Source organism: Pararhizobium sp. O133 (genome assembly GCF_051669845.1).
Lineage (GTDB): Bacteria > Pseudomonadota > Alphaproteobacteria > Rhizobiales > Rhizobiaceae > Pararhizobium.
Window position 1 is genome coordinate 340,017 of sequence record NZ_CP196427.1, and the last position, 19,369, is coordinate 359,385.

19 protein-coding genes are annotated in these 19,369 nt (G+C 60.5%); 7 read left to right on the top strand and 12 right to left on the bottom strand.

Annotated features, from left to right (window positions below; translation table 11 throughout):
* Positions 1-33: 33 nt before the first annotated feature.
* The 8 genes from ACST81_RS24000 to ACST81_RS24035 all read right to left on the bottom strand — a co-directional run bounded on the left by ACST81_RS24000 (position 34) and on the right by ACST81_RS24035 (position 7,690).
* Positions 34-1,287, bottom strand: a complete 1,254-nt coding sequence (locus tag ACST81_RS24000) for an ABC transporter substrate-binding protein (protein WP_438753907.1) — start codon at positions 1,285-1,287, stop codon at positions 34-36.
* A gap of 121 nt (positions 1,288-1,408) precedes the next feature.
* The gene (locus ACST81_RS24005) at positions 1,409-2,254 is read right to left on the bottom strand and encodes a carbohydrate ABC transporter permease (protein ID WP_438753909.1); all 846 of its coding nucleotides are present in this window, start codon (positions 2,252-2,254) and stop codon (positions 1,409-1,411) included.
* Positions 2,254-3,201: a carbohydrate ABC transporter permease gene (locus tag ACST81_RS24010; RefSeq protein WP_438753911.1), complete on the bottom strand. Its 948-nt coding sequence runs from the start codon at positions 3,199-3,201 to the stop codon at positions 2,254-2,256. Before ACST81_RS24010 ends, ACST81_RS24005 begins: the two co-directional genes overlap by 1 nt.
* A gap of 206 nt (positions 3,202-3,407) precedes the next feature.
* Positions 3,408-4,034, bottom strand: coding sequence for a dihydroxyacetone kinase subunit L (locus ACST81_RS24015; protein WP_438753913.1), 627 nt, complete (start codon positions 4,032-4,034; stop codon positions 3,408-3,410).
* Positions 4,034-5,032: a dihydroxyacetone kinase subunit DhaK gene (locus ACST81_RS24020; RefSeq protein ID WP_438753915.1), complete on the bottom strand. Its 999-nt coding sequence runs from the start codon at positions 5,030-5,032 to the stop codon at positions 4,034-4,036. Before ACST81_RS24020 ends, ACST81_RS24015 begins: the two co-directional genes overlap by 1 nt.
* A 13-nt stretch (positions 5,033-5,045) precedes the next feature.
* Positions 5,046-6,158 (bottom strand): amidohydrolase family protein, encoded by a 1,113-nt coding sequence (locus tag ACST81_RS24025; RefSeq protein ID WP_438753917.1) that lies wholly within the window; start codon positions 6,156-6,158, stop codon positions 5,046-5,048.
* Entirely contained in the window at positions 6,155-7,219 is a 1,065-nt protein-coding gene (locus ACST81_RS24030; protein WP_438753919.1) for an amidohydrolase family protein, read from the bottom strand. Before ACST81_RS24030 ends, ACST81_RS24025 begins: the two co-directional genes overlap by 4 nt.
* Positions 7,220-7,276: 57 nt before the next feature.
* Complete coding sequence (locus ACST81_RS24035) at positions 7,277-7,690, bottom strand: Rieske (2Fe-2S) protein (protein WP_438753921.1); 414 nt, start codon at positions 7,688-7,690, stop codon at positions 7,277-7,279.
* A gap of 184 nt (positions 7,691-7,874) precedes the next feature.
* Between ACST81_RS24035 and ACST81_RS24040 the strand changes: the two genes are divergently transcribed.
* The 5 genes from ACST81_RS24040 to ACST81_RS24060 all read left to right on the top strand — a co-directional run bounded on the left by ACST81_RS24040 (position 7,875) and on the right by ACST81_RS24060 (position 13,486).
* Positions 7,875-8,903, top strand: a complete 1,029-nt coding sequence (locus ACST81_RS24040; RefSeq protein WP_438753922.1) for a LacI family DNA-binding transcriptional regulator — start codon at positions 7,875-7,877, stop codon at positions 8,901-8,903.
* Between the two features lie 371 nt (positions 8,904-9,274).
* Positions 9,275-10,516 (top strand): ABC transporter substrate-binding protein, encoded by a 1,242-nt coding sequence (locus ACST81_RS24045; RefSeq protein ID WP_438753924.1) that lies wholly within the window; start codon positions 9,275-9,277, stop codon positions 10,514-10,516.
* A gap of 74 nt (positions 10,517-10,590) precedes the next feature.
* Positions 10,591-11,472, top strand: coding sequence for a carbohydrate ABC transporter permease (locus tag ACST81_RS24050; RefSeq protein ID WP_438753926.1), 882 nt, complete (start codon positions 10,591-10,593; stop codon positions 11,470-11,472).
* Positions 11,435-12,394 (top strand): carbohydrate ABC transporter permease, encoded by a 960-nt coding sequence (locus tag ACST81_RS24055; RefSeq protein WP_438753928.1) that lies wholly within the window; start codon positions 11,435-11,437, stop codon positions 12,392-12,394. The genes ACST81_RS24050 and ACST81_RS24055 overlap by 38 nt, the downstream gene beginning before the upstream one ends.
* 6 nt (positions 12,395-12,400) lie before the next feature.
* Positions 12,401-13,486 carry an ABC transporter ATP-binding protein gene (locus ACST81_RS24060; protein WP_438753929.1) on the top strand — a complete coding sequence of 362 codons (1,086 nt, stop codon included), beginning with the start codon at positions 12,401-12,403 and terminating at the stop codon, positions 13,484-13,486.
* Between the two features lie 26 nt (positions 13,487-13,512).
* Here ACST81_RS24060 and ACST81_RS24065 read toward each other — a convergent pair whose 3' ends face one another.
* Positions 13,513-14,295 carry an SDR family oxidoreductase gene (locus ACST81_RS24065; protein WP_438753931.1) on the bottom strand — a complete coding sequence of 261 codons (783 nt, stop codon included), beginning with the start codon at positions 14,293-14,295 and terminating at the stop codon, positions 13,513-13,515.
* Positions 14,296-14,461: 166 nt separating this feature from the next.
* Between ACST81_RS24065 and gloA the strand changes: the two genes are divergently transcribed.
* Together gloA and ACST81_RS24075 are read left to right on the top strand one after the other, a co-directional pair.
* Complete coding sequence (gene gloA / locus ACST81_RS24070; protein ID WP_438753933.1) at positions 14,462-14,878, top strand: lactoylglutathione lyase; 417 nt, start codon at positions 14,462-14,464, stop codon at positions 14,876-14,878.
* A gap of 15 nt (positions 14,879-14,893) precedes the next feature.
* Positions 14,894-15,874, top strand: coding sequence for an aldo/keto reductase (locus ACST81_RS24075; protein ID WP_438753935.1), 981 nt, complete (start codon positions 14,894-14,896; stop codon positions 15,872-15,874).
* Between the two features lie 215 nt (positions 15,875-16,089).
* Here the strand turns inward: ACST81_RS24075 and ACST81_RS24080 are convergent, their stop codons facing one another.
* The 3 genes from ACST81_RS24080 to ACST81_RS24090 form a co-directional block, all read right to left on the bottom strand.
* A complete protein-coding gene (locus tag ACST81_RS24080; RefSeq protein ID WP_438751402.1) occupies positions 16,090-17,460 on the bottom strand; it encodes an IS1182 family transposase in 1,371 nt (456 codons plus the stop codon).
* Positions 17,461-17,544: 84 nt separating this feature from the next.
* The gene (locus ACST81_RS24085; RefSeq protein WP_438753937.1) at positions 17,545-18,441 is read right to left on the bottom strand and encodes an SMP-30/gluconolactonase/LRE family protein; all 897 of its coding nucleotides are present in this window, start codon (positions 18,439-18,441) and stop codon (positions 17,545-17,547) included.
* 10 nt (positions 18,442-18,451) lie between these two features.
* A complete protein-coding gene (locus ACST81_RS24090; RefSeq protein WP_438753939.1) occupies positions 18,452-19,192 on the bottom strand; it encodes a ribonuclease activity regulator RraA in 741 nt (246 codons plus the stop codon).
* Positions 19,193-19,369 lie beyond the last annotated feature (177 nt).

Consider the following 19,369-nt stretch of genomic DNA (forward strand, 5'->3'; position numbering starts at 1 on the left):
TGTGCCGGGCGGCAAACCGCCCGGCAGCGAGTGTCAGCCGGCACGCCGCATGGTGCGTTCCCAACCGGCCGCCACTTCATCCATGGCATCCTGCGGCGACGCCTGTCCCAGCAGCGTCTTGGAGAGGCCGGCGCGAAGCTGAGCTTCGACCGCGCCCCAATAGGCATCGCGCGGATTGGCGATGGCCGTCTTCAGCTGATCCGCCATCACCTTGGTGAAGCCATATTTTGCAATCACCTCCGGGTCGTTCAGGACCGACAGGCGCGCCGAGGCATTGCCCTTTTCCATGGACCGCTTTGCCCATTCGCGACTGGTGATGAACTGCACGAACTCAAAGGCCCATTCCTTGTTGGCACCGGCCGAAGGCACGGCAAAGCTCCAGCCGCCGAGCGACGAGCGGCTGTCGGCGATGGTTTCCCGACCCGGCACCAGCGCCCATTGCCAGCGGCCCTTGGTCTTGGACTTGTCAGAGCGGTTGATCGGCGTCGCGGAGGCGTTGAGCGTGATGCCCATGGCGTAGCGGTCGTTCTGGGCATTGGCGATGATTTCATCCCATTCCCAGGTCAGCGCATCTTCCGGCACGACCTTGTGCTTGTTGAGAAGGCTTGCGTAATAATCGACGGCTGCAACCGATTCCGCATTGTTGATCAGGATTTCCTTGGTCTTGCTGTCGTAGAAGCCACCACCCGACGACAACAGATAGGGACCGAAATGGTCGACGATCGCGCCGCCCTGACGGGCGCAATAGCCCACGCCGAAGCGGTTCGGTTTGCCCGCCTCGGTCAGCTTGTGCGCCGCATCCAGGTATTCCGCGAAATTGCTGGGCGGAGCGCTCAGTCCGACCTGTTCCAGAAGCTCGGGCTGGTAGTGCAGGATGTAGGTCGTGCTGCGATAGGGAATACCGCGCTGGACGCCATCGATAGAGGCGAGATCGATGGAAGCCTGCGAGAATTCGTCCATGCCGAAATCGGCTGCATATTTGCCGCCTGCCGTTTTCATCAGTTCGTTGACGTCAGCCATGTAGGGGTGCATCCAGCCGATCATGGATGCGCCCATCTGCATGACGTCGAAGCTGGTGGCGCTGCCGCTCGTCAGTTCCGCGCGGGCACGGGTGACCAGCGGCTCGTTTGGAAGCTGGATATATTCGACCTCGATGCCGGTTTCCTTGGTGAAAGCCGGGATCGCGTCCTCGATGATCGTGCCTTTCCAGGGCGCGCTGTCGCCCAGCACGGTCAGCTTTGCCGGCTTGCTCTGCGCCAGGGCCGGCGTGAAAAGCGTGGAGCTCATGAGGCCGACGCCTGCCACCGTCGCCGCCGACCCTATCAGCAAATTGCGACGCGAAACCTTCGGTCCGTTCAAAATTCCCTTGTTCTTTTCCATTGGTATTCTCCTCCTCCGTTGAAGTTCGCTATTTCACCGTTCCCGATGACAGGCCCTGCACAAGGTGCTTCTGGACGATCATCGAGAAGATGATGACGGGGATGACGACGAGTACGCCGGTGGCGGTAATCGCTCCCCAATTGGTGCCGGTCTCCCCACCGGCATAGGCTGCAAGCAGGACCGGCGAGGTCCGCGTCGAATTGTTGGTCAGGATCGCCGCGAAGATGAAGTCGTTCCAGGCCAGCAACAGCGACAGGATCGCGGCTGTGACGATACCGGGCCGGGCCAGCGGCAGGACGATCTTGCGGAAGGCGAGCATTCGCGAGGCGCCGTCGATATAGGCCGCTTCCTCCAGTTCCTTCGGAAGATTGGCAAAGTAATCCTTCATGACCCAGACGATCAGCGGCAGGCTGAAGGTCGTGTAGGCGATGATGATCGACAACCGCGTGTTCGACAGACCGACTGCCTTGAACAGGACGAAGAGCGGCAGCAGGATCGCGACCGGAGGCAGCATTCGCATGATCAGCAGCAAGATCATCGTGACGCCCTGGCCGCGAAAGCTGAAGCGGGCGAAGGTGTATGATGCCGGAATGCCGATGATCAATGACAACAGGACCGAACAGGTCGTGGCGATCAGCGAGTTGGAGAACGACGACAGGAAATCCGACTGAGTCAGCACCTGGGCGTAGTTCTCGAAGGTCGGCACCCACAGGAAGATCGGCGGATTGGTGAAGATTTCCTCACGTGTCTTCAGCGATATCCCGACGATCCAAAGCAGCGGAAAGAGGAAGATCACGAGCAGGGCCGCGAGGCCGGCATAGGTGAGACCGTAGCGGATCGCCTTGCGGCGTCTTCCGAGCGAGGAACCTGACATTACTGGATCTCCTTGCGCTTGGTTGCGAGTATGAAAAGGACGCAGAAGATCAACACGATCAGCAGCATGACCCAGGATGCGGCGGCCGCCAGCGTCAGGTCGAACGACAGGAACGACGCTTCGAAGGTGTAGACCGACAAAAGCTTTGTCGAATTGGCCGGACCGCCGCCGGTCATCACCCAGATATTTTCGAAGGAGCGAAACTCGAAGATGGTGCGCAACAGCACCGCGACGACCACATACGGCATCAACAGCGGCAACGTGACATGGCGGAAAGTCTGCCAGCGATTGGCGCCGTCAACGGCGGCAGCCTCCACCGGTTCGCTCGGAAGGGATTGCAATCCGGCCAGCAGCAGGATGGCCACGAACGGCGTGTTTTGCCAGACATTGACGATGCCCACCGCGAACAATGCGAGATCGGGATCGCCGAGCCAGACGGTTTTCGTGCCGAGCAGCGCGTTGACCAGGCCATAGCTCGGATCCAACAGCAGCTTCCAGGTCAATGCGGCCACGATCGGCGTGATCATCATGGGGATGATCAGTGCCGTTCGAAAGACACGGACGAAGGGTACGCGACTGTTGAGAAGAAGCGCCACACCAAGGCCGAGGACCAGCTCGCCGGTAACCGTCGCAAGGGTATAGGCAATCGTCAGCATCAGGCTGGACCGGAACAGAGGGTCACTAAACAGATCCTGATAGTTCGAGAGACCAACGAAACGTCCGCCGAACAGGGCGCTGTCGATCGTCCAGCCCTGAAAGCTCAGCAGCAGCGAAAATACCAGTGGAATGCCGAAAACCAGCGCACTGGCCAGCATTGTCGGCACGATCGTCAGCGGCACGAAGATGCGATCCTGGAACTTTATCCAGGCGTTGCGACGCTCGACATCATTGCTGTCATCGACCGCGACGGCAAAGCCGCCCGCAGGCTCAACGTGATGGGCCACCATCTACTTCTCCTCCACGGCACCCCTCCTCCGGGCCTGCCGTTCAATTTGCCAACCTAACAGGAAGCATCAACAATCAATCTCATTACCTAACAAACATCAAGATAAATCTCGCTTTTGGGAATTTTTTTAAGAAAATTCCCGAAGATCAGCGTCTTATAGCGACTTGTCGAGCAAGTGGAGCCCGCCTGGTTATTGTCGTTAGGTTGTTATGTTGCCGGTCCGGCTTCAGAGCCGGCAACCGCATTGACCAATTTCGCAAATGCGAGCATGCCGGGGTCATCCAATCCAACACTCTTGTCGCCAAAAAACTTCGCCCGACCCATGCGGCAAGGCAGGTCGCGGTAGCGATGAAGTGCGTCGTTCGCCGACACCCGCGCCGCCGTCGCGGCCTGGGGGCCGTCGGAGACATCGGCCAGCGCCAGAACGAGGGCGTGGACGCTGTCTAGCACGGTCTTGTCGCCGAGGCTGGCACCGCCCCGCGCGATCATGCCATCGAGCACAACGGCCAGCAGTCCGGACAGATCGCTCCAATCGACGGTGGCGCGACCCTTCGTCTGCCTGGAGAGAGACAGGAACGCGCCCGAGATCAGGGTACCAAGACTGGATCCGGTGGCAGACATTCCGGCTCGCGCAAGCTTGCCGAAGGCATCGCTCGCATCCGTTGCTTCGGCCGCCCCGCTCTGCGCCATTGCTCCGACGACACGCGCCAGCATTGAGCCCGTGTCGCCGTCTCCGAGCTTTGCGTCCGCCTGGTTGAGCTCCTGCTCCAGGGACTGCACTGCCCCTGCCGCGCGATCGATAGCGGCACCGATCCGGGATACGTCAATAGACATCAGCCAACCCTCCAGAACGGGCAGTCCGCCGGCGCGGCGAGCAAAGCCTTCAACTCCGCATCCAGGTGGAAGATGCTAAGGGATGCGCCCTGCATTTCCATCGAGGTCACATAGTTGCCGACCAGAGGCGCCACGATCGTCAGCCCGGCCACCTGCAACTGGGCGTGGACCCGGCGATAAAGGATCAGCAATTCTTCCATCGGGGTTGCGCCCAGGCCGTTCATCAGCACCGAAACCTCGCCACCAGCCGCCGGCGGAAGATCGGCCAGCAGCCGCTCGACCATTTCGTCTGCGATCGCATCCGCCGGGCGCAGTTTGTCACGCCAGATTCCCGGCTCCCCGTGAATACCGATTCCCATCTCGATTTCGTCGTCGGCAAGATCGAAGCTGGGCATGGCGGCGGACGGCAGGCGGCAGGCGGCAAGACCGACGCCGATGGTGCGCGTGGCTGCCACCGCTTTTGCCGCGATCCGCGTCACCTCGTCGAGATCGGAACCTGACCTGGCCGCAGCTCCGGCCGCCTTGTACGCATAGATGAGGCCCGCCACGCCGCGACGGCGGGCGAGCTGATCCGGCCCGCCGCTGGCAATATCATCCGTGCCGAGGACGGTGGTGCAGGCAATGCCTTCGTCCTCCAGCATTTCGCCCGCCATGTCGAAATTCATCCGGTCTCCACCGTAGTTGCCGTAAAGCCGGAGAACACCGCGACCGCCATCGGCGAGGCGTATCGCCTCGATGCAGCTGTCGACATTCGGCCCCTCGAAGACGTTGCCGACCGAGCAGGTATCGACCAATCCGGAGCCGACGTAACCGGCAAACAACGGCAAGTGGCCGAAGCCCCCACCGGTCGCGATTCCCACCTTGCCCCTGGTCGCGGGGTGCGTCCGGCGAATGACGCGTCCCGCCGCTCCGTCCCGGACAAGCAAGGGAAAGGCGAGCGTCAGCCCGTCAAGTGCCTCGTCGACATAGTGCGCGGGATCGTTGATCAACTTCTTCATCTGCAGTCGTCCTTCAGTCAAGATTCGCGTAGAATTTCATGGCATTGTCGCGGAACAGCATCTGCCGTTCGTCCTTGCTCATGGGCATGACCAGGGCGCGCGCGGGATCGTCGAAGTCCCAGTGGGGATAGTCCGTTGCAAACATCATCCGGTCGAAACCGATCTGCTCGAACAGGAAGCGCAGGTCTTCGCGCCGCTCGGGCTCGTCGGCAGGCTGTGTCGTGAACCACAGATTCTGACGCAGATATTCGGATGGCGGCCGCTTGCAGAGCGGCGTTTCGGTCCGCAGCTTGCGCCAGTGGTTGTCAAGCCGCCAGCCAAGCGACGGCACCCAGGCAAACCCTGCCTCGATCATCACCACACGAAGGCGCGGGAACAGCTCGAACACACCCTCCAGGATCATGCTGGAAACTTGCGCATGGGCACTGTGGGTCAGGACATGGTGGTCCTCGAGGTAATAATCCGGCCAGCCGCTCGGCGACGGCGCATAGGGCGACGGTCCACCGACATGGAAGCCTATCGGCATGTCGTTGCGCACCGCCGCTTCGAAGATCGGCCAGTAACGCTTTCGTCCGATCGGCTCCACGGAGCGGGAGCCCAACTGGATCTGCGCGAAGTTGCGATCACCCGCCCAGCGCTCGATCTCGGTCACAGCCAGTTCGGCGTCTTCGGCGCCGATATGGATGGAAGCCTTCAGCCTTCGGTCCCTGGAAGTGAACTCATCCACCTGCCATCGGTTCGTCGCCGTGCAGAGCGCGGCCGACAGGTCGGTATTGCGTGCATTGTTGGCGCCGACGATCGGCTGCAAGATGCCGTATTCGATGTCATGGGCATCGAGATGCTGGGTCTGCATGAATTCGAGATCGGACCCCGGAGGATTGCCATTGGGCGGCCAGGCATCCCGGCGTGCCGTTTCTGGGGTGAAACGCGGATAGGGACCGCCACGGGTCGCGTAGACGCAATGGGCAAGCGCACCGAACTCGTCGAGGTGCTGGCGCCAACGCTGTTCGAGATAGGGATGAAGCGCCTTCTTGTGTTTCAGCGCGGGATGAATGTCGCAATCCACCATCCTGAGCTTGGTCGCCTTTTCGGAAGGCTCCAGCGTGATATCGTCCGTCATGCTCATTGAATCGTCTCCCTCAGTCGGGGATAGGTCGCCAGCGGATTGTCGCGAGCCATCTTCTCGATGAGACGCGCCGGCACGCCGTCCGGGACAACCCGGTCCCCGTCGAACTGCCAGTGCGGATAATCCGAGGCATAGAGCAGCATGTCGTCCGAACCGATCTGGTTGAGGACCCGTTCCAGGACCTCCGAATCGGCAGGACCGTCGATCGGCTGCGCCGTGAGCCTGACATGGCGCCGGACGATGTCGATCGGCGACTCATTGATCCACGGCACCTCCGGCCGCACCGCGCGCCAGGTCTTGCGGGCGCGCCAGAGAAAACCCGGAAGCCAGGTCACGCCGCTCTCCAGCAACACCACCTTCAGATCCGGAAAGCGCAGGAAGACCCCTTGCGCAATCAGGCTCAACAACTGGCTCTCGAAGGCGTGGTTGTTTCCCACATAATCCTGCAGGAAATGCGTGGGCCAGCCGTTCGTCGTCGGCGCATAGCGGTAGAGGCTTCCGGCATGAAGGCCGATCGGCAGAGCATGGCGCTCCGCCGCCTCGAAAATCGGCCAGTAGTGTTCCTTGCCGAGCATCATGTCCAGCGCCACCGGCATCAGGATCTGGACGAAGCGTCGGTCACCAGCGATGCGCTCGATCTCTTCCACGGCGAGGCGCGGATTCTGGGTCGGCACGACGATAGACGCGCGAAGCCGCGGGTCACGGTCCAGCCACTCCGCGCGCAGCCAATCATTGACCGCCGAGCAGATCGCCGCTGCCATGGTTTCGCTGATCGCGAAAGAACCGCCATAGAGGACATTGCAGATGGCGAGACCGGCGCCGAGCCCATCGAGGGCATGCCGTTGCAGCAATTCAAGCCGGCTGGCGCCGACGGCATCGCCCTCACGCCAATCCGGGCGACAGGCGAGGGGCGAATTCGGCAGGTAGCTGGCGGGCTGGAACCCATCCTGTCCGCGGGCGATGAATGCCTCGCGCCAATAGTCGCTCATGTAAGGCAAAAGCGCCTTGATGGTCGGAACGCCGGGATGGATATCGCAATCGATGGCATTGGCAACGGACACCTGTGACACTCCCGCTTCGTTATTCTGATCCCAGCAACCGCTCGCCTTCGGGCGTGCCTAGAATTCGATCACCACATAATGGTCCTCGACCGACACGCCGAATGTTTCCGCGACATAGGGCCCTGCAACCAGCGCCTCGCCCGGCTCGACGCTCAGATCGTAGGCCTTCGTGCGAAACCGGCGAGGGTCGCACCACGACTGACCGGTCCGCAGATCGAATTCCCAGCTGTGCCAGGGGCAGCGTACGAACTCGCCAGGCCGGGAATGGCAGAACTTTCCCGGCTCCGAAGACGTCGTCAAACCAACCGTTGCGCCCGTGGACAGACTGCCTCCCTGATGCGGGCAGGCATCCGAGATCCCGAACAACTCGCCACCCACGTTGAAAACGGCAATGTCGCGCCCCGCCACATGGACGCGCTTCTGCGTGCCCGGCGGAATATCAGCCAGAGGCGCAACTACAAATTTTCCCACGATATCCATCCCAGAACGGACGCCGGAATCTCCTCCCCGACGCCTCGCAATCATGTTTGGTTTTGTTAGGTAAAAGCTAACAGAAAAAATTCGGCAGCGCAACTTTATTTGGCGATTTTTCGCTCGACTTGACGTTAAACGTTTCATACGCCACAACAAAAGCCTATCATTAGAAAGAACGCCGATGGCCTCCAACCGGGTAACAATTCAAGATCTTGCAGACCAGCTGGGGCTTTCAAAATTCTCTGTTTCGCGCGCGCTCTCGGGGAAACCGGGAGTGGGCGAAAGCACGAGAAGCCGGGTCATCCGCGCCGCGCACGCCATGGGTTACCGGGTCCAGCAGGATGTAAGCTACACGGCCGGCCATATTCTTTTCATCCGCCAGGAAATCGACCCCGTCAGCAGCGAGCTTTGGCTGAACATCATGCATGGCGCCGAACGCGAGGGAGAGAAGCTGGGCTTCGTGATCGTGCCGCGGCAGGCGCGTTATCTGAGCGACGTCGCACAGATGGAATCGTCCGTTGTCGGCATGATACTGGCTGTACCCAAGCCGTCCGACTGGACTGCGGTCGCAACAAAAACCGGCCTTCCGGTCGTCTGCGCCAGCTATGCCGGCCCTATGGAACAGGTCGATCAGGTGGTCGGGGCCGACTGGGAGTCGGGTTTTGGCGTGGCGCAAATGCTGCTGCGGCTCGGACACCGTCAAATGGCCTTCGTTCACGGGAACGAAACCCCCATGGGCCGGGCGGAACGCTTCCGCGGCTTCCGCGACGGCGCTTTGAGCGCAGCCGACGCCCATGTCGATGATATCGTGTTTGACGAATCGGCAGGCTTCCGTGGTGCCTTGCTGGCCTATCTACGATCGGGAAAATCCCCGACCGCGCTGTTCTGCGCCCATGACGGCATCGCAATCACCGTCGTTTCCGAACTGCTGCGCCTCGGCGTTCGCGTACCGGAAGAAATCTCTGTGGTCGGCTTCAACGATTTTGCGTCCGCAATCCATGTCTCACCGCGACTGACGACAGTTCGAACGCCCCAGGTCGAAATGGGCGCCGCCATGGTTCGTTGTATTGCCGATCGGCTGGCCAGTGCGGACGCACGCAAGCGTCCGCCGGTCAGACTGGCACTGGTGTCCGAAATCATCGAACGGGAATCCACGGCCCGCGCCGGTTCAACAGACTGGCGCACGAGGATGCTGGCCGCAGCCAGCTGACCACCGCGCCGAAATTCGGCCGCCTCACCTTTCACCCCACAATCGCAGGCGGAGATGCGCAAGTGCGCGGGCGCGCCTGCGCGCTTGACAAGCAGAGCATCAACTGCAATTCTTATTGGAACATGAGAAATTCATATTTGAATTGTTGCTTCGCAACGTTCGCAGGGTTCCCGGCCAGAACAGGGAGAAGTGGTCCGCATAACAAAAAGTTGTCATTACCGCAATTTTGTTGCGCTTATTGTTGACTTAGAATCTGCGTGGAGATTATGGTCGCACACAGACAGGGGGAGGAAGCCTTGTCTGCAATCGTTGTTCGGAGGCTGGCGCGCGGTAAGGCGCCGCGAACGGCTTTCAATCGGGAGGAGTTTCAGATGATGAGCAGATATCGCGCGCTCTTGGGGGCCAGCATGTTGGCCGTGGCCGCCATCCAGCCGGCGGGAGCGGCCGAAAAGGCGGAGGTGCTTCATTGGTGGACGACGCAGTCGCAGTCGAAGGCCGTAAAAGTCTTTGCGGACGCCTTCTCGGCCGCCGGCGGTGAGTGGGTAGACAACGCCATCGTCAATGGCGACGTCGCGAAGCCGACCGGCATCAACCGTATCGTCGGAGGCAATCCCCCGACCGTGATGATGATGAATGCGGGCAAGCAGTTTGGCGAGCTCGCCGATCAGGGCCTGTTGCGCAACCTCGACGATGTTGCCGCCGCGGAAGGCTGGCAGGCATCTCTTCCCGCAGACGTTCTGGCCGCCGTCAGCCGCGACGGCCACATCTATGCCGTCCCGGTCAACCTGCAGACACCCAACTGGCTGTGGTACAACAAGGCGTTGTTCGAGAAATTTGGCGTGGAAGAGCCGAAGACCTGGGAGGACTTCTTCGCGGTCGCCGACAAGTTCCAGCAGGGTGGCATCATCCCCTTGGCTTTCGGCGCGCAGGCCTGGCAACAGCACCAGCTCTTCAATGGCGTTCTCGCCGGCGCCGGCGGCAGGGACCTGTATATGTCGGTCTTCCGCGACAAGAACCCGGAAGCCGTCAAGGGGGCCGAATTCAAGCGCGTGGCGGAGGTATATGCCAAGCTGCGCAGCTATACGGATCCCGGCTCGCCGAACCGCTCCTTCAACGAGGCCGCCTCGATGGTGATTACCGGCAAGGCCGCCATGCATATCATGGGTGATTGGGAGAAAGGCGAATTCACTTCCGCCGGTTGGGTCGCGGGAAAGGACTACGGCTGTGTGCTCGGTCTTGGCGAGCAAAACTTCCTGATGGATTCCAACGTCTTCATCATGCCTGAAACCGGGTCCGAAAGCGGAGCCAAGGCGCAGGACCTGATGGCCAGGGTGATGCTGGACAAAGATGTCCAGGTGGAATTCAACAATCTCAAGGGATCCATACCGGTCCGCAACGATGTCGACACGTCCGGCCTCGATGCCTGCTCCAAGATCGGGCTTGAAGCCCTGAAAGATCCCGGCAAGCAATTGGCTGGGCCGGACTGGCTCGCGGGTGCAGACATGCTGAATTCACTGGCCGACGTGGTCGTGGAATATTGGGCGACACCATCCGAAACACCCGAGCAGTTCGCGGAAAAATATGCGGCCGTGCTCGCGGAATTCCAGGAATAACAACCTCCCAGACGACCAACTCGGGCGGCAGGCGACTGCCGCTCTTTTTTCCAGACAGGCACCGGAAAGTCTCGATGAAACAGGGTTCCATTCGCTGGAGTGTATATGCAGGGCTGACACCCGCCATCCTGATCGTGGTCTTTGCCTATGTCGGCACGATGATCTGGACAATCGGCATTTCCTTCACCGACAGCCGGATGCTGCCGGTCGCCCGCTTTGCCGGGATTTCGCAGTATGTCAGGCTGTTCGGTTCCGACCGCTGGCTCACCTCGCTTCAGAACATGGTATTGTTCGGAGTCATGATGATCGGCATTTCCCTGGCGCTCGGCTTTCTGCTCGCGGTCGCGCTGGACCAGCGCGTGCGCGCCGAGGGCTTTCTGCGGACCGTCATTCTTTATCCCTATGCCATGAGCTTCATCGTCACCGGCCTCGTCTGGCAGTGGATTCTCGCTCCGACGCTCGGCATCCAGGAGACCGTGCGCGGATGGGGCTTTGAAAATTTCCGCTTCGACTGGATCGTGCAGAAGGAAACCGCAATCTATTGCGTGGTCCTCGCCGGTATCTGGCATGCAGCCGGCCTTGTGATGGCGATCATGCTGGCCGGCTTGCGCGGCATAGACCAGGACCTCTGGAAGGCATCGCGCATCGACGGCATCAAGCCCTGGCGCTTCTATCTTCACATTGTCATACCAATGCTGCGGCCGAGCTTCATCAGTGCCACCGTTCTGCTCTCGCTTGGCGTTGTAAAGCTCTACGACCTCGTCCTGGTGCTGACCGGCGGCGGTCCCGGCTTCTCGTCGGACGTGCCGGCCAAGTTCGTCATGGACTACCTTTTCCAGCGGCAGAATATCGGATTGGCCACGGCTGCCGCCACCACGCTGCTTATCACGGTGCTCTGCGTGCTGACGCCATGGCTTTATGCCGAGTATTTTCGTGCAGAACGGCCGAAGGATTAGTCCCGTGACCGCTCCGATCCATAGCATTGCAAGCACGCCGATCGGCGAGGGACCGACAGGCAGCGCGCCGAAAAGGTTCGGTCCCGCACGTCTGGGCATCTATGCCTTCCTGGTGATATCGGCGCTGTTTTTCCTGCTGCCGCTTTATGTGATGGCCGTGACCTCGGTAAAGCCGATGGCCGAGATCCGGGCGGGCGGGCTCTTTGCCCTGCCGATGGACATGACCTTTGAACCCTGGGTGAAAGCGTGGTCGAGCGCCTGCACCGGTCTCGATTGCCGGGGCATCAGCCCTGGGTTCTGGAATTCCGTCCAGATCCTCATACCCTCTGTCTTCCTCTCCATCTTCGTTGGCGCGCTGACAGGCTATGCCCTTTCCTTCTGGCGGGTCCGCGGCGCGAACCTGTTGTTTGCAGTGTTGCTGATGGGTGCCTTTCTGCCCTACCAGGTGTTCATCTATCCGCTGGTGCGCATCTATTCCGCCACAGGCATGTTCAGCACCATCTACGCGCTGGTGCTGACCCATGTCATCTTCGGATTGCCGGTGATGACGCTGTTATTCCGCAACTATTATGCCGGCATACCGATCGACCTCTTCAAGGCTGCGCGCGTCGATGGCGGGCGATTCTTCTCGATCTTCTTCCGGCTGATGCTGCCGATGTCCGTGCCCATGCTGGTCGTGGCCGTCATCCTCCAGGTCACCGGCATCTGGAACGATTTCATCATGGGCCTGACCTTCGGCGGTCTCGCCAACCGGCCGATGACGGTGCAACTCACCAATCTCGTGGCGCCGACCGAGGGCGAGATTGCCTACAACGTCAACATGGCCGCCACCATCATGACCGCGGCCGTTCCCCTGGTCGTCTACTTCATTTCCGGCCGCTGGTTCGTTCGGGGCATCGCCGCAGGTGCAGTCAAAGGGTAAGTCTTCATGTCCAGCGTTTCCATACGAAACCTGAAAATCACCTTCGGTGCGTTGAACGTGCTCGAAACCCTCAATCTGGAGATTGCGGAGGGCGAATTCATCGTACTCCTCGGACCCTCCGGCTGCGGCAAATCCACACTCCTCAATGCCATTGCCGGTTTGCTCGACATCACCGATGGCCAGATCTGGATCAACGGCCGCAACGTCACGTGGTCCGAACCGCATGATCGCGGCATCGGCATGGTATTTCAGTCCTATGCGCTATATCCGCGGCTGACGGTCGAAGGCAATCTGTCCTTCGGGCTGAAGATGGCCGGGACACCGAAGGCGGAGATCGCCCGGCGCGTCGCGGACGCCGCCCGCATCCTGCAACTCGAACCGCTGTTGAAGCGACAGCCGGCCCAGCTGTCCGGTGGGCAGAGACAACGCGTCGCGATCGGCCGGGCACTGGTGCGCGACGCCAATGTCCTGCTGTTCGACGAGCCACTGTCCAACCTCGACGCCAAGTTGCGCACGGAGCTGCGGGTAGAAATCAAGCGGCTTCACAAGAGCCTCGGCTCGACGATGATCTTCGTCACCCATGACCAGGTCGAGGCGCTGACGCTCGCCGATCGGGTCGCCGTCATGCACAACGGGGTCATCCAGCAGTTCGCGACCCCAAAGGAAATCTACCAGCGCCCGATCAATCGATTTGTCGCCAGCTTCGTCGGCTCTCCGCAGATGAATTTTCTGACCGGAACCATCCATCGCCGGGATGAGGTCTCTCTTTTCAAACTGACGGACGGTACGGAAATCGATCTCACGGGCTATCAGTTCCGCCGGCCGGTGGAAGATCGGCAACCCGCCACCCTCGGCATTCGCCCCGAGCAGGCGCAGTTGCAGCCATCGTCTAAGCACGCCGCTCCGCTGAAGGCGCTGTTCACCATCGAGGAACCGATGGGACCGGATACCCTTCTTTGGGGCACCGTCGCGGGAGAGACCTTTTCGATCCGCATCTCCGCCGATCAGATGGCCGTCATCGGAGAAGAATGCCAGGTTCATGTCAATATCGCCCATACCTCGCTGTTCAACGAGGCGGGAGAGCGGCTGTGAGCGCGCTCCCCGACCCGGGCCTGCGACTAGCGCAGCAGGCTCTGCCCACCATCGATCCACACCGGCGTGCCGGTGATGTGCCGCGCCAGATCGGACGACAGGAAAGCGATCGCCGATGCCACATCCTCGCTGGCGCCCGGACGACCGCCGGTGATCGGGATATCGCCCTCCGGCCAGACGACGGGAATGCGAGCTGCATCCTGATTGCGCTTGATGGTGCTGTCGGGAATGTTCGTCGCGATCAAACCCGGGCAGACGGCATTGATGCGAATGCCGGATTTACCGAGTTCCAGGGCAAGCTGCTGCACCATGGCGAGCTGGGCCGCCTTGGTCGCCGAATAGGCCGTCGCGCCGGCCGTGGTGAATGTGCGGGTACCGTTGATCGACGATACCACCACGATCGAACCGCCGCCCGCAGCCTTGAGATGAGGAACCGTGTGATGGATCGTCAGATAGGTCCCGCGCAGGTTGACGGCGATGGTCTTGTCCCACTCGTCGGGCTGAAGATCGTCGATCGGTGCCCATACCCCGTTGATGCCGGCATTGGCAATGACGCAGTCGAGCCGTCCCCACCGCGCGATCACCTGTTCGACAGCCCTTTTCATGTCGGCGTCCTGGCTGACATCGCCGGTCAGCGCCATCGCCTGGCCGCCACCACCTTCGATTTCCTCCTGCGCCTTGAGTATTTCGCTCTGCGTCCTGCTCAGGACGGCAACCTTCGCGCCGCTGGCCGCCATCATCATGGCAGTCGCCTTTCCGATGCCGGAACCCGCCCCCGTCACAAACACCACTTTGCCTGTCAAATCCATTCGATCCTCCATCACGAGACGTGCGCCAAATTCGGTTATATTCATGCGCAACATTTGGATGAATTTACATAACAAAACTTGGATTTCTAGTCTAAGTTTTTGTTTTCGATGGATTTTTTTTCACGATCGCCACCATTGGCGATTATCACATGGAAGGAGACAAAACATGACTGCAGTAGCCTCACCCGCCAAGGCCGCGAGGATCATGCACACCATGATCCGCGTCGGCGACCTCAAGCGCTCGATCGATTTCTATCAGACGCATTTCGGCATGACTGTTATCCGCACGATCGACGTGCCGGAAGGTAAATACACCAATGTATTCATTGGCTATGGCGAAGAAAAAACCGATCCGATGATTGAGCTTACCTACAATTACGGCGTCGAAACCTATGAACAAGGCAATGGATTCGGGCATCTCGCCATCGGCGTGCCGGATATCTACGCGGCCTGCGAAAGCATGCGCAAGGAAGGCGTCAAGATCATCCGGGAGCCCGGGCCTGTGAAATTCGGAACCACCGTCATCGCCTTTGTCGATGATTCGGACGGTTACCGCATCGAACTCATCCAGGAAAGCAAGTAAATCGGAGTTATGACGATGGAATATACGAAATTGGGCAAGTCGGGGCTGGAGGTCTCGCGCATCTGCTTGGGATGTATGACCTTCGGTGAACCGGACCGCGGCAATCCCAAATGGACTCTCACGGAAGAGGACAGCCGCCCGCTGATCAAGAAGGCGATCGAACTTGGCGTCAACTTCTTCGATACCGCCAATATCTACTCCAACGGTACGAGCGAAGAGATCGTCGGGCGTGCATTGAAGGATTATGCCAAGCGCGACGAGATCGTGCTCGCGACCAAGATCAACTCGCCGCTGCGTGACGGCCCCAATGCCAAGGGCCTGTCGCGAAAGGCGATCATGCAGGAAATCGATCACAGCCTGCGCCGGCTCGGCACCGATTATGTGGATCTCTATCAGATCCACCGCTGGGACCCGGTGACGCCGATCGAGGAAACCCTCGAAGCGCTTTCCGATCTCGTGAAGGTCGGCAAGGTTCGCTATATCGGCGCATCCTCAATGCATGCCTGGAAATTCGCCAAGGCGCTCTACTTGTCGGATTACAAGGGATGGGCGCGCTTCATCTCCATGCAGAACCACTACAACCTGCTGAACCGGGAGGAAGAGCGGGAGATGGTGCCGCTCTGCGCAGCCGAAGGCGTGGGCCTCATTCCCTGGAGCCCTCTTGCCCGCGGATTGCTCGCACGTGAAGACGGACATGAATCGCTTCGCAAGGGTACGGACCTTCTGCGTCCGGTGCTTTACGGCGACACGGAAGATGCGGACGGCCGGGTCATCAACGCGGTTGCCAATGTTGCCAAGCGTCACGGCGTGCCGCGTGCCCGCATCGCCATCGCCTGGCTGCTGTCCAACCCGGCGGTTGCCGCGCCGATCGTCGGCGTCAGCCGCGAAAGCCAGATCGTCGATGCCGCCGAGGCCGTGTCCATCCGGCTGACGCCGGAAGACCTGGCGGAACTGACCGAGCACTACGTGCCCCACAAGATCATGGGCTTCGAATAACCAACAAGGGGCGGCCGGATGATCCGGCCGCCCCTTCCATGTGTCTCAAGATGGCATGTGTCGCAAGCTGACTGCGGACAAGAGCGGCCCATGCGGCCGCTCTCAGACTGCTGACAAACCCGTCGATTTTTCTCGGCGGGTTTTCTTGTTTGTGGAGTGCGCGCTCAGGTAGTGTTTGTGCGGCCGGGTAGTGTTATCCGAAGCGGGCCATGGCCTTATCCCCAGGCGGGCTTTGAAGCCTTGGTCATTGCGGTTGCGATCTTTTTGATGTTCTGCGCGGCGGCGGCGAGAAGGCATTGCCATCTGACTTTGATCAGGCCGCGGAAGCGTGCATAACGATGGCCGTGAAGCTGTTTGGCGTCGGCAAAGGAGCGCTCGACCGTCTCCTTTCGCCGCTTGTAAATCGCCTTGCCCCAAGGCGTCTTGCGATGAGCGTCTGTTCGCTCGCGGGCATCTTGCCAGACATGGCGGGTGATGGTGCGCTCTGCTTTGGCGTTAGAGGTGCAGGAGGCAAGCAGCGGGCAGTCACGGCAGAGGGCGGGGTCGGAGCCGTAATGCTTGTAGCCGGTGCGGTCGGTGGTGGCATAGGTCAGCAACTGGCCCTGAGGGCAGCGATAGCCGTCCGTCTCGGGCTCGTAGACGAACTTCGACTTGCGCATCATCCCGGCCTTGGGCGGTGTCGGGTTGCGATAGCCGGTCACTCCGAGGATGTCTCTGTCCTCCAGTCCCTTGGCGATGCCCGACGTGGCATAGCCCGCGTCGAGCCCCACCGCACCGACGTTGAAGTCGAAGCGCGCGCGCTGCCGGTCGAGGCGTTCGAGGTAGACGATGCTGTCATGCACATTGGCAGGTGTCACATGGGTGTCGGTGATGATGGCATGGCGGCCATCCACCGTGCGATGATCCAAGTAAAAGAAGCCCTTGGGCTTGCCGTCGCGCACCATATAGCCGCTGTCCGAGTCGGTGCGGCTGACCTTGGTTTCCTTCACCATAGGCTCGCGCTCTTTTTCCTTCAACGGCTTCTGGCCATGGGCGGCGCGCTCCGCCTCGATTGCCCGGTCGAGATCGGTCCAGTAGTCGGCGCGTGACTTGGCAATCATCTCCAAGTCGTACTTGCCCTTGTTGGCATTGGCCTTCAGATGCGTCGAATCCGTGTACAGCACCGTGCCATCGACCAGGCCGTGCCGGATCGCCTGCTCGACGATCGCATCGAAGATATCCTGCGCCACGTCGGTATCCTTGAAGCGACGGCGGCGGTTCTGCGACAGCGTCGAGGCATCAAAGACCGGGTCGGTCAGCTTCATCCGCAAGAACCACCGATAGGCGACGTTGACTTCGATCTCGCGCACCAACTGCCGCTCCGAGCGTATCCCGAACAGGTAGCCGATGAACAGCGCCTTGAACATGCAGGTCGGATCGAGGGCCGGCCGGCCGTTGTCGGCGCAGTAGTGCCCGGCAACGCGGTCATGGATGAAGGAGAAGTCGATCACCGCATCGATCTTGCGAAGCAGATGATCCTTTGGAACCAGCCCATCGAGCGTCACCATCTCGAGAGCCGTCTGTTCGGGAGCAGGTTTCTTCAACATGTCCCACTGAATCACAAACCCCTGGCTGTGGCCAGAGGTTTGTCAGCAGTCTGAGCCGGCCCTCGGAGGCCGGCTTCTGTTTCCTCAAATCTCCTCGTCGAATAGCGGCTCGGGCACGCCGGCCACCGGCGCCCTCATCGCAAACAAGCTGCCTGAATGCGGGAACTGTGCCATCTCCTCGGCCGGCCTGCGGCTTCCGGCCGTCGTGACATAGAGGGTTCGCATATCGATACCACCAAATGCCGGCATGGTGGGGCATTTAACCGGAACCGGATATTCAGCCATCAATTCGCCTCGTGGCGAAAACCGCCGGACGACCGCCGCCCCGAAGATCGCCAGCCAGTAGCAGCCTTCGACATCCATCGTTGCACCGTCCGGCCGAGCGGCAGGATTGTCGGGTATGTCGATCAGCACGCGATTACCCGCTATGCTTCCGGTCGATCGGTCGAAATCCTGCACGGTCACTTTCGAGGCAGGCGAGTCCACATGATACATCGTTGCGCCATCCGGCGAGAACGCCAGGCCATTTGATGTCATCAACCCATCCATCAGCGGAGCAAGCCCACCACGATCATAGCGATAGAGCTTCGCCCTGTATTGGCGTGATTCATCGACGGTGCCCACATACAGACGGCCGTCCGGTCCGACGCGGCCATCATTGAACCGGCTGAACTCGGTTCCCTCGGGATTGTCGGCGAGCTTTGCAAGTTTACGGCCCTGCCCGTCCAGCCGCCAGATGCCCGACCTCAGACCGGCGATGAAGCCGCCACCGCGGCAAAGGCCGATGCAGCCTATCTCCTCCTCCAGCATGAACTCCTGGAGCTTGCCGGTCACCGGATCAAACCGGTTGATCGAAGGGCCGCGGATATCGACAAAATACAGAACCTGCTCCGCCGCGCTCCAGACCGGACTTTCTCCGAGCTGCGAGCGACTGTCTGCCACCAGACGAAACATGCCCTCCTCCAGAGTTTGATTCTCCATTGGCAGCTCCCTACTTGACAACCTTGTTGCGCAGCCACTCCTCGTATTCCGGCCGGGCATCGTCGTGAAGCGGGTAGTAGCGCTTGAGTTCGCCACCAGCCAGCAGACGCTCCTTGGAGAATTCCTCCCAGTCGTGATGCGTCGATGCCCGCTTGATCAGTTCCTCGGCATGGCCGACCGGAACGACCACCGCACCGTCATCATCGGCGACGATGATGTCACCGGGCATGACGAATACGCCGCCGCAGGCAATCGGCACATTGACACCCCAGGGCATCAGATCCGTCTGAGTGTGGAAGTTCGGCGTCAGGCCGCGAACCCACATGCCGAGATCGAGATGCTTGGCATTGGGATAATCCCGGAGGCAGCCATCGATCACCACGCCGGCGCCGCCCTTGCCCTGGAAATAGGTCAGCATCATCTCGCCGAAAATGCCGCTCTTCATGTCCCCGCGTGCATCCACGACAACCACGTCTCCGGGCTGGGTGTGATACAGCACATGCCGGTGTACCTGCTTTTCCGGTTGCGCATACTCATCCGCGTCCTGAAGGTCTTCGCGCTTCGGCACGAATTGCAGGGTCAGGGCCGGGCCACACATGACGGTGCCTTCCTTTTTGGTGACCGGACCGTAGATATGGGTGTTGCGAATGCCCATCTTGCTGAGCTGGCTCGATGAGGTTGCCGCGCCGATGTTCCTGATGGCATCCACCCATTCGCGCGGCGGCCGTTTGATGTCGTGTGTCTCGATCATGAAAATGTCCTGTCTCTTGCCCGTCGCGTTCAATCGAAGCGCGCAACCGAGGCTGTTGATTTCTGGTGGAATGGCACTGCCTTTCCGGCGGCCCGGTCGGCAATGCGGCCGTCTCGCTGTCGGTATCGATCCTCTCATGTTGGCTGTCACCAACGGCATCAGTTCATATATAAACTA